A 10,967-nucleotide genomic window follows, 5' to 3' on the forward strand; every position below is an offset into this window, starting at 1 on the left:
GCCCAGAACTCACGTGAGTTCTGGGCCCAATCGCTCGGTACACGTTGCTAGCTCGGCGCCCGGTCAGGGGCGCCAGGGGTCACGCCGTAGGCGTGAGCACGAATCCCGGACCCTCGGCACCTGGGTCGGTGTCCAGGGTCAGTGTGTCCAGGGCAGGAGCAGCCTCCGCCTCGACGAACACGTTGGTGGCACCGGAGGCGTCGACGACCTGGTCGTCGGGCTGCGGGGCCGGAACCAGCGCGAGCTCGAAGTTGCCGGGCTGGCCGGACGCCTGCGCGATGCGCAGCCCGCCTTCGACCGGCACACCAGCCTGCTGAGCAAGGTCCTGGACGGCCGTACGGGCATTGTCGGTCACGGTGAGCACGTTGAGCTCCTCAGATTGGTTCTCCGCGGTCCCGACCACCGAACCAAGCCCGCACCGTCACCGCAAGCGTGAGACGCATTTAGGGCGAAATCTCCCGGTGAGTGAGACAGCGCGTGACAGACGCCACTCGAAGACGTACGGTGCCCCGCTCGACGGCGTCTACTGCCTCACCGCACGTGACCGGTAGGCTTTCTACTCGCGCCGCCCGGATGCCGGGCGCGCGGGCCTCTAGCTCAACTGGCAGAGCAGCGGACTTTTAATCCGCGGGTTCCGGGTTCGATCCCCGGGGGGCCCACCCCAGATCAACACCGATATGGCCGGCCGAGCTGAGCCTCGCCCCTCTGGCTCCCCGCGCGACATGCACGCACTCATCGAGACGGCGACGCCGCCCACGTGCCGTTGCGCTCCGACTCGCCGGCCAGCCCTGCCGGGGGCACGACACGCGACCCCAGGTGTGCCTCTACCCGCGCCGCCCGGGGCTTCGCCCTGCCGGGCCCCACCTCACCGGGTGTCGCGCGCCACCCATGCCGTACGACGGCAGAAGTTGCCCACACTCTTGTCCGCGTGTTCTGCATGCAATATATTGGGTATCACTCCGGCGATCGCCGGAGCTCTTCACAGGATCCGTGCGGCAACACACGGCGCGGGAGGAAAGGACCAGAGCATGAGCAGCGACCAGGAGATCAAGAACGTCGTGCTGGTGCACGGCGCGTTCGCCGACGGCTCAGGGTGGCGTGGTGTCTACGACAACCTGACTGCGCGGGGTTACCAGGTGACGATCGTGCAGAACCCGCTCACCTCGCTGGACGACGACGTCGCGGCGACGACCCGGGTCCTGAACCAGCAGGACGGCCCGACGATCCTCGTCGGCCACTCCTGGGGCGGCACGGTCATCACCGAGGCCGGTGTCCACCCGAACGTGGCCGGCCTGGTCTACGTCTCCGCGCTCGCACCCGATGCGGGCGAGACGACGGGCCAGCAGTACGAGGGCTTCGCGGAGACGCCGGACTTCGTCATCGATGTCGTCGACGACGGATACGGGTTCCTCAACCGCGACAAGTTCAAGCTGGGTTTCGCCCACGACGCCAGCGACGCCGACGCCGCGTTCCTGCGCGACACGCAGATCCCCATCAACATGTCGGTCTTCGGCACGCCGGTCAAGAACGCCGCCTGGCGCGACAAGCCCACCTGGGCCGTGATCGCCACGGAGGACAGGTCGTTCGACCAGGCCATGCTGCAGCACATGGCGACCCGGAGCGGCGCGAAGATCACCAACGTGTCCGCCAGCCACGCCCTCTTCATGACGCAGGCCGGCGTGGTCTCCGACGTGATCGACGACGCCGCGAAGGGCGCCTCGCGCGCCGGTCGGTGAGCCCAGGTCCGCTACCCGCCCAGGGCCGGCGCGCACCGGTCGCGCGCCGGTCCCAGTCCCCGGAGGGATCACATGGCGATCACCCCGTTCCACGTGACGCTCTGGATCGAGCTCCTGGCTGCCGGGCTCGGCGGCCTGCAAGGGGCACTCTTCGCCGCGGGCGCCCGGCCTCGGCGCATCGACGTGCTCGGCGTCGTCGTGATCGGGCTCGCGGTCGCGCTCGGAGGCAGCCTGCTCCGCGACATCGTGCTCGATCAGCCGCCGGTCGTCGTGTGGAGGAACTGGTACCTGATCGTGGCCGCCGCCTCGGCGGTCCTCGGCATGGTGCTGCAACCCCTGCTGGCGCGAGCGGAGTGGGTGATCACCGTGCTCCTCGACGCCGTCGTCATGGGGCTGTTCGGGGCGATCGCGGCGTCGAAGGCGCTGTCCCTGGGCGTGGGCGAGGCCGGGGCACTGATCGTCGGCGTCGTCGGAGCCATCGGCGGCGGGATGCTGCGCGACGTCATCCTGAGCCTGCCGTTCTCCTTCCTGCACGTGGGCACGCTCTACGCCGTCGCGGCGGCCGCCGGCAGCGGAACGTTCGTCCTCCTCGCCAAGCTCGGCACGCCCGTCCCGATCGCGGGGGTCGCGTGCGTAGCGGTGACCACCCTCGTGCGCCTGGCCGCCGTTCGCTTCAACTGGACCTTTCCGGAGCAGTTCATCCTGCGCCCTCGGCGTCCGGACACCCCGCAAGGGTGAGCTGATCGAGCCGGCCCGCCGCAGAGCGACGCACTACTGCCCCTCGCGGTGCCGGCCGCACGGATGCCGACCGCTCACGGCAGGTCTCGCGATCACTCCTCGCTGACGGCCGACAACGAGCTCCACGTGCCGAAGGCGATCTCGGCGGCACGGTCCGCGTCACCGAGCGCACAGAGCCGGATGAGCTCATCGTGCCGCGCCACTGAGGCCTCCCCGCCCAGCGAGGAGAACCGGAGGCGCTCGGCCCTTCGCAGCACGGGGGTGAACTGGTCGAGAACCGTCGACAGCGCCCGGTTCGACGCCACGGCCACGGGAACGCCGTGCAGGTCGTCGTCCGCGCGCAGCGCGGCTTCGACGTCGCCCTCCTCGATCGCGGCACGGAACCGGGCGTTGGCCTCGCGCATCGCGTCCAGGTGGGCATCGGTGAGGTTGCCGACGGCTTCGCGGACGGCTAGCTGGTGCATGGCCGCGACGACGTCCCGAGCCTCCCGGATGTCGCGCGCGTCCAGGGAGCTCACCGTGGTGGAGCGCCCGGGCAGAGCCGAGACCAGTCCTGCTTCTGCGAGACGCAACAGCGCTTCACGGATCGGGGTGCGGCTGACCCCGAGCCAGGTCGCCAGCTCGGCGTCCCGCAACTGCTCACCGGGCACCAAGGTGCCGTCGACGATGGCGTCGCGGAGCCGGTGGTAGACGTCGTCACGCAGGAGGCGCCGGCCGATCGTCCGATCGTCTTGGGGAATGGGCACGCAATATATTGCCTAGCGCCGGGCGGCGGTTGCAACTCCACCCCCGCGGCGACATCGCACCCTTGGAAACACTTAGCTGTTGCGCTAGGTATTGGTCCGTGCCAATACTTAGCCTCATGGCTCAGCATTCAGCAGTGCTCGACGGCGTCTTCGTGGCCCTCGCGGACCCGACCAGGCGCGCGGTGGTCCGGCGGCTAGGCCGCGGACCCGCGAGCGTCGGCGATCTCGCCAAGGACGCCCCGATGACGCTGCCGTCGTTCATGAAGCACGTGCGGGTGCTCGAGTCGAACGGCCTGATCCGCACCGCAAAGTCGGGCCGGGTACGCACCTGCGAGCTCAACAGGGAGCAGTTCGCACTCGTCGAGGACTGGCTCGCCGAGCAGCGCAGCATCTGGACAGGCCGCACCGACCGTCTGGAGCAGTTCGTCACCGAGGAGAACGCATGAACCCCGAGCTCGACCTCAGCATCGACCGCATCATCCACGCACCCCGCAAGCAGGTGTGGGATGCCTGGACCCAGCCGGCCAAGCTGGCACAGTGGTGGATCCCCGCCCCGACGCGCTGCCGCGTCGAGCGCCTCGACGTCCGCGCCGGGGGCGGCTTCGTCACACTGATGAGCGACGACGGCGCGGCGTTCGTCCCGCATCTGGACGCCTGCTTCCTCGTTGTGGACGAGTACGAACGCATCGTCTTCACCAACGCGATCAACAGCGAGTGGCGCCCGACGAACCCGGCGCCGGTCCCTATGACGGCCGAGATCGTCCTGCGGGACCACCCGAACGGCACCGACTACCGGGTCACCGTGCGCCACGGCGACCCCGCCGACCGCGCCAGGCACGCCGAGCTGGGCTTCGCCGAGGGCTGGGGCTCGACCACGTCCCAGCTCGCCCGGCTGGCCGAGGGAGACGCCGAGCGCTGACGCCCATGCCGTCGCAGACGAAGCGAACCTCGGTACCCTGCTGCGCACGTGCGACGCCGTCGGCGCCTGCCTGGCCGCACCTCGAACCCGCCCGGAGCCCCACGGTCCTCCTGCTCGGCCACGAGCACCAGGGAGTGCCGGACGACGTGCTCGCGGACGTCGACGAGTGCGTCGAGATCCCCATGGCCGGCTGGGGTGCGAGCCTGAACGTCGCGGTCGCGGGAAGCCTCGTCGTCTACCGGCTCGCGGGCCTGTCCTGACAGCTCGTCCACGGAATGCGCACCACCGTGCGCTCCGCGACCGGTACCGTGGACGCCCACCCGACGCTGAGGGGCTCACATGACACAGCTCGACCGCCGCACAACTCTGGCAGGCGCTGCCGTCGTCGCGTTCGATCCGATGACGTCGCAGTGGCTCACCAGCTTCCCGGAGAACTCCGGGGCGGTCCCGAGTCCCCGCCTCGACGGCGAGCTCGTCACGGACGACGCCTCCCTCACCGAGGCGGCCACCGACTACGGGCACCTGGTCCACCGGCGCCCGCGCGCCGTGCTGCGGCCGGGGTCGGTCAGCGACGTCGTCACCGTGGTGCGCTTCGCGAACACGCACGGCATCACGGTCGCCGTGCGTGGGCAGGGCCACTCGACGTTCGGCCAGGCGCAGGCCGACTGCGGCATCGTCATCGACTCCCGCACGCTCGCCACGATCCACGAGATCACGCCCGACCGGGCGGTGGTCGACGCGGGGGTGCAGTGGCTGGAGCTGGTCCGCGCGTCCCTGGCCGTCGGCGTCGCGCCGCCGGTCACCACCGACTACCTGGGCCTCTCGGTCGGCGGCACGCTGTGCGTCGGCGGGATCGGTGGCGCCTCGCAGCACTTCGGGCTGCTCGTGGACAACACGTTCGAGCTCGAGGTGGTCACCGGCGACGGCCGGCTCGTCACGTGCTCGGCCGACCACGAGCGCGACCTGTTCGAGGCGGTGCTCGGCGGGCTCGGCCAGTTCGCCGTCATCGTGCGCGCGACCGTCCGGCTCGTGCCGGCACCGGCCATGGCCCGCGTCTACACGCTGACGTATCCGCAGGTCACCGACCTGACGGCAGCCCAGCGCACGGCTCTGGCCGACGGCCGCTTCGACTACCTGGAGGGTCAGCTCGTCCCCACCGACGACGACGGCTTCGCCTTCGTCCTGGAGGGCGGGGCGTGGTTCACCGGCGAGCCGCCCGACGACGACGCCCTGCTCGCCGGCCTCGCCCCATCCGGAGTCGACGTCGCCGACCTGCCGTACTTCGAGTGGCTGAACCGGATCTACGAGACCGTCGAGCAGATCGAGGCGCTCCGGCTGCCCGGACCGTGGCTCAACGTGCTTGTCCCGGACGCGGCAACGGACGACGTGGTCACGGAGCTCCTGACCACCCTCACCCCCGCCGACGCCGGCGGTGTCGCCCTGCTCTACCCGACCACCCGGTCGCTGATCACCCGACCGCAGGTGATGGTCCCCGACGGCCCGGTGTTCTTCCTGCTCGCACTGCTCCGCGCGGTGAGCCCGCCCGACGACGCCGAGGCGGAGCGCCTCATCACCGAGAACGACGCGCTGTACGCCAAGGTCCGCGCCGTCGGCGGCACCAGCTATCCGGTCAACGCCCTGCGCCTGAGCCCTGCCGACTGGCGCACCCACTACGGAGACCGCTGGCCCGCCGTGCGCAGCGCCAAGGAGCGGTACGACCCCCGCCGTGTGCTCACGCCCGGTCAGGGCATCTTCGAGAACATCAGTGAGGACGTCAGCAGAGCTCCCGGTACTCCTTGAGACCCTCGACCGTCGAGGCGACGTCGAGCTCCACCTGCTTGCCCTCCGCCAGGTCGAGCGCCTCCTGAAGCTGCAGGAACGGCACCCGGATCTTCTCGACCGGGACACCGAACTCCTCGGGCACACGCGCCTCGAGCCGGCCGAGCTCCACCGCTATCGCGTGCATCTGGTCGGCCGACTGCCCGTCGAGCCCGTCGCTCGCGCCGACGAGGGCGGTGCCGATGCGCTCCTCGAGCGTCTTGTCGTTGTCCACGTACATCGCGGCGCACGCCTGGTTCGCGTCCAGCGGCGCGTCCGGGTCGGGCCGTGCGGACGGTGAGACGCTCGCGCTGCCCGACGGCGAGGCGCTCGCCCCGGCGTCGGCGTCGCCGCCGGCCGAGCAGCCGGCGAGCAGGACGAGCGTGGCGACTGCGGCGAGGGCCCCGCGCGCCCAGGAGCCGGACGGGGCGGTGATGACAGGTCGAACCATGGCGGACATGAAACCACCAGGCGCTGGGAATGCGCGCATCCGGCGGGTTTCGCCCGGGTGGCCGACACGGCGGCCTCAGGGCCGGGCGGTGAACTGTCCCGGAACACTCCCGGAATTCGCCCGTCTGGCACTGGGAAGCCGGGCGAGGGCGGCCTAGCGTTGTGAGTGAACCGCAGACCGGAGGTCAGCATGGCCGTCGCCAGCCCCGCAGTCATCGCCCACCGTGGGTACTCCGCGGTAGCGCCGCAGAACACGCTCGCCGCGGTCGAGGCCGCATGCCGCGCGGGCGCGGACGCCGTCGAGATCGATCTGCAGCCCACCGCCGACGGCGTGGGCGCCGTGATCCACGACGAGACCGTCGACGCGACCACCGACGGCACGGGCAAGGTCTCCGCCCTCACCTCGCACGAGCTGCTCGGGCTCGACGCCGGCGCCCGCTTCTCCCCCGCGTTCAGGGGTCAGCGCGTGCCGACGCTCGCCGGCGTGCTGGGCGTGCTCGCGCGGCACCCGGACACCGACCTGCTGCTGGAGCTCAAGGGCTCGTGGACCACGGAGCAGGTCGAACGGGTCACCGCCACGATCGCCGACGCCGGGTTCGACCGCCGTGTCCTCGTCCAGAGCTTCTGGCCGGGCACCGTGGCAACCGTGCGCGACGTCGCCCCGCACCTGCCGGGCGGCCTGCTCGTCTCGTTCGACCCGCCCGGTCTGCTGCGCCTCTGCGAGCGCCTTCGTGTGGTCGCCTGCAACCCGTCGGTCGCGGCGGTCGCCGGCAGCCCGCGCCTGGTGTCCCGGTTGCACGCGGCCGGCCTGCGGGTCATGTCCTGGACGGCGAACGACCCGGCCGCATGGACCACGCTCGTCGACACCGATGACGGCGCGGGCGTCGACGCCGTCATCACCGACCGGCCGGAGCGGTTCGCCGGCTGGCTCGCCGGCCGGAACGCCGGCCGGAAGGACCAGCGGGCCGCGACACCGCTGCCGGGCCGGGGCGGTATCCGGTTGCGGCGGCGCCGCGGCCCGGCGCAGCGGGTCGCCGCGGGTACCGCCTGAGGCCTGTCCGACGCGGCGGCGTGCCGGCTACGTCCGGTGCAGCCAGCCGTGCAGGCTGCGGGTCACCCACGGGAGCACCCAGTACGCCATGATCGGCGTCAGGATCAGCGTCGAGATCAGGACCTTGAGCACCAGCGCGACGTCGTCCCACCCGGGCACCAGGTAGGTGAACAGGGCGGTGAAGAGCAGGTTCACGGGGAAGAACCCGAGCCAGATGCTCGTCGCCTGCTTCCACCGCGGCGGCACGACGACGGCCGCCACGTCGGCCGGCTCGTCGATGCGTGTCGGGTCCTCGAACCAGCCCTCGATGCCCGTCCGCTGCTGGTAGCGCAGCTCCTCGACGAGGCCCGTGCCCTGCGCCAGCCAGTCCCGGCGCTCGGCGGACTGCTCCCAGGCGGCGAGCCGGTCGGCGTCGGCGAAGCGGTAGAGCATGTGCCAGTCGCGGGAGCCCTCGGCGGCACGAATCCAGCCCGAGCCGAGAAAGCCGTCCCACCGGTTGGCGAGGTTGACGCCCGACTGCACCCAACGGGTGACCTCGGGGATGTGGTCGGGGTTGACGATGCGGTGGATGGACACGGTGACGGGTTGTCCGGCAGGGATGGGCACGGATCCGTTCGCGGCCTGGTCGTGATGGGCCATGCTCGAAGTTTCACGCATGGCCCTGCGCCCCTCAACTCAGCGCCCCTCGATGTGAGCGTGCACACCCCAGGTTGTCGGCCCTTCACGTTCGCACCACCATCTGCGCTCAGTTTTTGTGAGGCACGCCTCCGCGGAGGGGGTTCCATAACTCTTGGACGGCCGTCCAGCATTGAATGTCGCCGCATGGAACCAACCCCCTGGGCCGCCCCGGCCCGGTTCCACGCGGCGACCGCCATGACCTCCGCGACCCGTCGCGCGCCGTGGCCAGACAGCAGCAGGCGCACCCGTCACCGTCCGCCAGAGGGATCAGCCCCTCACGGTGTCAGCGTGCCCGGCCGCAGAACGGAAGCTCAGCGTGCCCCAGACGCCGAACCCCGTCGCGCCCCGCACGGCGCGCCCTGTCCCTGTCCCCGAGTGTCAGGATCGCCCTTGACGCACGGCGACCACGCACTCGTTCCCCGTCGTACGCGACGCCCGGGCACCAGCGGAGCGCATGCCGCCGTCGTGGTGCCATCGGGCCACCCCATGGTGCGCCGCTCGTCCTTCGCGATAGCCGCAGCACTCACCTCGGTCGCCCTGACCACCACGGCGGCAGTCAGCCTCACCGGGAACGACGGCAGCGCCGTCGGCTCCCCGGGCAGCGCGGCAGCCGCTGAGCGTGCCGCACAGGCCGGACCTGTCGTCGTCGGCAGCGCGATCATCGCAGACCCGGCGATGCGGTCCGCCTCCGAGAAGGCGGCCGCCGTCCTGACCGACGCCGACTACGTGACCCGCGAGGGCGACCTCGACCGCAAGGAGCGCAAGCGCCTCCGAGCGGCCGCGCGGAACCTGCGGTCCATGCTGGAGCAGGCCAGTGACGGTTCGGGTACCGGCATCACGGGCGCCCGGCAGGCCGCTGCCGCTTCCCGGGACGGCGAGCGAGCCCCGCTCGCCGAACGTGCGGACACCCCCGTCGGCAAGGCGGGCGCCGCCCCGAGCCCGGCAGCCACCGAGCCGACCAATCTGGCCGGCACCGTCACGGGGTCCACGCCGCTCAGCGAGCAGCAGGCCACCGGCCGCCCCGTCCTCGAGACCCCGCTCTCGGCCGCGGTCGACCTGACCGCACGGGCCCAGCGGGACGCCAGGACCGACGCCGCGACCTCCGCCGAGACGGCTGCGCCGTCGGCCACCCGCATCGAGAAGGAGACGGCCTCGCTCCGGCGGCTCATCACGAAGGCCGACGGCGACGCGGTCGTGTCCGTCAAGGCGGGCCCGACGCCGGAGGAGATCGCCGCCGCGAAGCGGGCTGCCGAGGAGCGACGCGAGGCACGTGCTGCCCGCGCCGCCGAACGCAAGGCCGCCAAGGCGCGGGCGGCAGCCGCCGCCCGGGTCGCCGAGGCCAAGGAGCTGGCCGAGCTCGCACAGAGCTACGGCAACGGGCAGATCCCGTCGAGCGTGCTCTGCGACCTGAGCTGGGCACCGAACCAGCTGCTGCGGTGCGACGCCGCGGCCGAGCTCGAGAACCTGAACGACGCCTTCCGCGCGGAGTTCGGCCGGAACCTGGACGTGACCGACGGTTACCGCTCCTACGCGGAGCAGCTGTCGGTAGCGGCGGCGAAGGGCGGCCTCGCGGCAGTGCCCGGCACCTCCAACCACGGCTGGGGGCAGGCGGTCGACCTGTCCGGCGGCATCGAGTCGTTCGGCACCGCTGAACACGCCTGGATGGTCGCCAACGCCGGGGAGTACGGCTGGAAGCACCCGGCCTGGGCCCAGGCGGGCGGTAGCAAGCCGGAGGCCTGGCACTGGGAGTACGGCACCTCGTACTGACGGGGCGCCCTGACCCGGGTACGCACCGACCGGTGCGCACAGACCCGTGCGGCGGGCCGGTCCCGTGCGACGAGGCCGGTCCGGTGCGACGAGGCCGGTCCCGCGAAGCTCAGCTCTTGTCGGAGCCGGCTTCGTCGGGGCCGGCTCCGTCATGCCCAGCCGAGCTCGTGGAGCCGTTCGTCGTCGATCCCGAAGTGGTGGGCGATCTCGTGGACCACCGTCACCGCCACCTCCTCGACCACGTCCTCACGCGTCGCGCAGAACGCGAGCGTCGGGTTACGGAAGATGGTGATGCGGTCGGGGAGCGCGCCGGCGGCCCACATGTGATCGCGTTCCGTGAGCGGCACTCCCTCGTAGAGCCCCAGCAGGTCCGGATCGTCGGCGGGCGCGTCGTCCTCGACGAGCACCACGACGTTGTCCATCTGCGCCGCGAGATCCGGCGGCACGAGGTCCAGCCCTTCGCTGACCGCTGCCTCGAAGTCCTCTCGCGTCATCTCCACCACGCACCCATCATCCCTGACTGGGGCCGGTCCGCGACCAACTGGTGGACTGTGCAGCGGGACCGCCGACCGACTGTAGACTTGCCAGGTCCCAGCCCCCATCGTCTAGCGGCCTAGGACCCCGCCCTTTCACGGCGGTAGCACGGGTTCGAATCCCGTTGGGGGTACGAAGGGGCTCGTCAGAGCCAGGTTTCGCACGTTGTGAGGCAGGTCATCCTGTCGGGGTCCGAATCTGATTTCAGGTTCGGAGCCGGGATGGGTTAAGGTTCTCACGGTTCGGAACGAGCCCCCCGGATGCGGGTAAGCATCCAAGGCCCTGTAGCGCAGTTGGTTAGCGCGCCGCCCTGTCACGGCGGAGGTCGCGGGTTCAAGTCCCGTCAGGGTCGCGCGAGAGGCGCCCGGGTTGTCGGTCTCGACTATCCGGGCGTTCGCGCTAGGGCTCTGTAGCTCAGTTGGTAGAGCGTTCGACTGAAAATCGAAAGGTCACCGGATCGACGCCGGTCGGAGCCACAGCCAAAGGATCGCAGGATCCAGCGATCTCGACGGGCCGCACTTCTTCGGAAG

13 protein-coding genes and 4 tRNA genes are annotated in these 10,967 nt (G+C 71.2%); 12 read left to right on the top strand and 5 right to left on the bottom strand.

What is annotated here, in order from left to right:
- Positions 1-79: 79 nt before the first annotated feature.
- Positions 80-364: an iron-sulfur cluster biosynthesis family protein gene (locus ACFWE2_RS21305; RefSeq protein WP_116677444.1), complete on the bottom strand. Its 285-nt coding sequence runs from the start codon at positions 362-364 to the stop codon at positions 80-82.
- Positions 365-586: 222 nt separating this feature from the next.
- Between ACFWE2_RS21305 and ACFWE2_RS21310 the strand changes: the two genes are divergently transcribed.
- The 3 genes from ACFWE2_RS21310 (at position 587) to ACFWE2_RS21320 (ending at position 2,474) form a co-directional block, all read left to right on the top strand.
- Positions 587-659 (top strand) — tRNA-Lys (locus ACFWE2_RS21310).
- Between the two features lie 369 nt (positions 660-1,028).
- Positions 1,029-1,736, top strand: coding sequence for an alpha/beta hydrolase (locus ACFWE2_RS21315; protein WP_377226213.1), 708 nt, complete (start codon positions 1,029-1,031; stop codon positions 1,734-1,736).
- 72 nt (positions 1,737-1,808) lie between these two features.
- Positions 1,809-2,474 (top strand): trimeric intracellular cation channel family protein, encoded by a 666-nt coding sequence (locus ACFWE2_RS21320; protein ID WP_377226214.1) that lies wholly within the window; start codon positions 1,809-1,811, stop codon positions 2,472-2,474.
- A 92-nt stretch (positions 2,475-2,566) separates the two neighbouring features.
- Here ACFWE2_RS21320 and ACFWE2_RS21325 read toward each other — a convergent pair whose 3' ends face one another.
- The gene (locus tag ACFWE2_RS21325) at positions 2,567-3,220 is read right to left on the bottom strand and encodes a GntR family transcriptional regulator (RefSeq protein ID WP_377226215.1); all 654 of its coding nucleotides are present in this window, start codon (positions 3,218-3,220) and stop codon (positions 2,567-2,569) included.
- A 116-nt stretch (positions 3,221-3,336) separates the two neighbouring features.
- On the opposite strand from ACFWE2_RS21325, the gene ACFWE2_RS21330 reads away from it, so the two are divergent.
- The 4 genes from ACFWE2_RS21330 to ACFWE2_RS21345 all read left to right on the top strand — a co-directional run bounded on the left by ACFWE2_RS21330 (position 3,337) and on the right by ACFWE2_RS21345 (position 5,939).
- A complete protein-coding gene (locus tag ACFWE2_RS21330) occupies positions 3,337-3,666 on the top strand; it encodes an ArsR/SmtB family transcription factor (RefSeq protein ID WP_377226216.1) in 330 nt (109 codons plus the stop codon).
- Positions 3,663-4,139 carry an SRPBCC domain-containing protein gene (locus ACFWE2_RS21335; protein ID WP_377226217.1) on the top strand — a complete coding sequence of 159 codons (477 nt, stop codon included), beginning with the start codon at positions 3,663-3,665 and terminating at the stop codon, positions 4,137-4,139. The genes ACFWE2_RS21330 and ACFWE2_RS21335 overlap by 4 nt, the downstream gene beginning before the upstream one ends.
- Before the next feature lie 5 nt (positions 4,140-4,144).
- Positions 4,145-4,399, top strand: coding sequence for a TrmH family RNA methyltransferase (locus tag ACFWE2_RS21340; RefSeq protein WP_377226218.1), 255 nt, complete (start codon positions 4,145-4,147; stop codon positions 4,397-4,399).
- A 79-nt stretch (positions 4,400-4,478) separates the two neighbouring features.
- On the top strand, positions 4,479-5,939 hold the full coding sequence (locus tag ACFWE2_RS21345) for an FAD-binding protein (protein ID WP_377226219.1): 1,461 nt from the start codon (positions 4,479-4,481) through the stop codon (positions 5,937-5,939).
- On the opposite strand, the gene ACFWE2_RS21350 is transcribed toward ACFWE2_RS21345, so the two are convergent.
- The gene (locus ACFWE2_RS21350) at positions 5,914-6,408 is read right to left on the bottom strand and encodes a hypothetical protein (protein ID WP_377226220.1); all 495 of its coding nucleotides are present in this window, start codon (positions 6,406-6,408) and stop codon (positions 5,914-5,916) included. The two genes, ACFWE2_RS21345 and ACFWE2_RS21350, sit on opposite strands and share 26 nt — an antisense overlap.
- Before the next feature lie 189 nt (positions 6,409-6,597).
- Between ACFWE2_RS21350 and ACFWE2_RS21355 the strand changes: the two genes are divergently transcribed.
- On the top strand, positions 6,598-7,458 hold the full coding sequence (locus tag ACFWE2_RS21355) for a glycerophosphodiester phosphodiesterase (RefSeq protein WP_377226221.1): 861 nt from the start codon (positions 6,598-6,600) through the stop codon (positions 7,456-7,458).
- 27 nt (positions 7,459-7,485) lie between these two features.
- Here the strand turns inward: ACFWE2_RS21355 and ACFWE2_RS21360 are convergent, their stop codons facing one another.
- Positions 7,486-8,097, bottom strand: a complete 612-nt coding sequence (locus tag ACFWE2_RS21360) for an antibiotic biosynthesis monooxygenase (protein ID WP_377226222.1) — start codon at positions 8,095-8,097, stop codon at positions 7,486-7,488.
- A 429-nt stretch (positions 8,098-8,526) separates the two neighbouring features.
- Between ACFWE2_RS21360 and ACFWE2_RS21365 the strand changes: the two genes are divergently transcribed.
- On the top strand, positions 8,527-9,903 hold the full coding sequence (locus tag ACFWE2_RS21365; protein WP_377226223.1) for a D-alanyl-D-alanine carboxypeptidase family protein: 1,377 nt from the start codon (positions 8,527-8,529) through the stop codon (positions 9,901-9,903).
- A gap of 149 nt (positions 9,904-10,052) precedes the next feature.
- Here ACFWE2_RS21365 and ACFWE2_RS21370 read toward each other — a convergent pair whose 3' ends face one another.
- Entirely contained in the window at positions 10,053-10,397 is a 345-nt protein-coding gene (locus ACFWE2_RS21370; RefSeq protein WP_165827354.1) for a metallopeptidase family protein, read from the bottom strand.
- Positions 10,398-10,497: 100 nt separating this feature from the next.
- Here ACFWE2_RS21370 and ACFWE2_RS21375 point away from each other — a divergent pair.
- The 3 genes from ACFWE2_RS21375 to ACFWE2_RS21385 all read left to right on the top strand — a co-directional run bounded on the left by ACFWE2_RS21375 (position 10,498) and on the right by ACFWE2_RS21385 (position 10,913).
- A tRNA-Glu gene (locus ACFWE2_RS21375) sits at positions 10,498-10,570 on the top strand.
- Positions 10,571-10,715: 145 nt separating this feature from the next.
- Positions 10,716-10,789, top strand: a tRNA-Asp gene (locus tag ACFWE2_RS21380).
- 51 nt (positions 10,790-10,840) lie between these two features.
- Positions 10,841-10,913: transfer RNA gene (locus ACFWE2_RS21385), tRNA-Phe, on the top strand.
- Positions 10,914-10,967 lie beyond the last annotated feature (54 nt).

The sequence above is a fragment of the Promicromonospora sp. NPDC060271 genome, assembly GCF_042726755.1.
Taxonomy (GTDB): domain Bacteria; phylum Actinomycetota; class Actinomycetes; order Actinomycetales; family Cellulomonadaceae; genus Promicromonospora.

Coding starts and splice junctions, on each gene's coding strand:
- ACFWE2_RS21315 (WP_377226213.1), top strand. CDS start 1,029: ATGAGCAGCGACCAGGAGATCAAGAACGTCGTGCTGGTGCACGGCGCG.
- ACFWE2_RS21320 (WP_377226214.1), top strand. CDS start 1,809: ATGGCGATCACCCCGTTCCACGTGACGCTCTGGATCGAGCTCCTGGCT.
- ACFWE2_RS21330 (WP_377226216.1), top strand. CDS start 3,337: ATGGCTCAGCATTCAGCAGTGCTCGACGGCGTCTTCGTGGCCCTCGCG.
- ACFWE2_RS21335 (WP_377226217.1), top strand. CDS start 3,663: ATGAACCCCGAGCTCGACCTCAGCATCGACCGCATCATCCACGCACCC.
- ACFWE2_RS21340 (WP_377226218.1), top strand. CDS start 4,145: ATGCCGTCGCAGACGAAGCGAACCTCGGTACCCTGCTGCGCACGTGCG.
- ACFWE2_RS21345 (WP_377226219.1), top strand. CDS start 4,479: ATGACACAGCTCGACCGCCGCACAACTCTGGCAGGCGCTGCCGTCGTC.
- ACFWE2_RS21350 (WP_377226220.1), bottom strand. CDS start 6,408: ATGGTTCGACCTGTCATCACCGCCCCGTCCGGCTCCTGGGCGCGCGGG.
- ACFWE2_RS21355 (WP_377226221.1), top strand. CDS start 6,598: ATGGCCGTCGCCAGCCCCGCAGTCATCGCCCACCGTGGGTACTCCGCG.
- ACFWE2_RS21360 (WP_377226222.1), bottom strand. CDS start 8,097: ATGGCCCATCACGACCAGGCCGCGAACGGATCCGTGCCCATCCCTGCC.
- ACFWE2_RS21370 (WP_165827354.1), bottom strand. CDS start 10,397: ATGACGCGAGAGGACTTCGAGGCAGCGGTCAGCGAAGGGCTGGACCTC.